The organism is Arthrobacter sp. PsM3 (genome assembly GCF_030433895.1).
In the GTDB taxonomy this organism is placed as follows: Bacteria; Actinomycetota; Actinomycetes; order Actinomycetales; family Micrococcaceae; genus Arthrobacter.
In genome coordinates, this window is the sequence record NZ_JARUXE010000114.1 from 1 (window position 1) to 630 (window position 630).

A 630-nucleotide genomic window follows, 5' to 3' on the forward strand; every position below is an offset into this window, starting at 1 on the left:
GAGATCGCCGTGGTGCTCAAGCGCGCCCCCAACCTGCTCTTCACGGACCACGGCGAGGACGACTTCGGCCAGAACGCCGTGGTGATCCGGGTCCAGCCCGACGAGGGCGCCACCATCCGGTTCGGTTCCAAGGTTCCCGGCACGCAGATGGAGGTCCGCGACGTCACGATGGACTTCGGCTACGGCCACTCCTTCACGGAATCCAGCCCGGAGGCCTACGAACGGCTCATCCTCGATGTGCTGCTCGGCGAGCCGCCGCTGTTCCCGCGCCACGCCGAAGTGGAGCTGTCCTGGAAGATCCTCGACCCGTTTGAGGATTACTGGGCGTCCCTGGACGAACAGCCCGAACCCTACGCCCCCGGAAGCTGGGGACCTGCCTCGGCCGATGAGCTCCTTGCCCGTGACGGACGAACCTGGAGAAGGCCATGATCGTAGATCTTCCCGACACCACCACCTCCAAGATTTCCAAGAAGATCATGGCCCTGCGCGAGCAGGGCGGCGTGATTGCCCTGGGCCGGGTGCTGACCCTCGTGGTCGTCACCAAGTCCGGGCTGGAAGAGGAGGCCATCGAGGCCGCCAACGAGGCCAGCCGGGAGCACCCCTGCCGGATCATCGTCCTCGCCGACGCCG

2 pseudogenes are annotated in these 630 nt (G+C 66.5%); both read left to right on the forward strand.

Annotated elements, in window-relative coordinates:
* A pseudogene (locus tag QCD75_RS21815) lies at positions 1 to 429 on the forward strand (glucose-6-phosphate dehydrogenase); the annotation flags it as partial.
* A pseudogene (locus tag QCD75_RS21820) lies at positions 426 to 630 on the forward strand (glucose-6-phosphate dehydrogenase assembly protein OpcA); the annotation flags it as partial. The pseudogenes QCD75_RS21815 and QCD75_RS21820, both read left to right, overlap by 4 nt.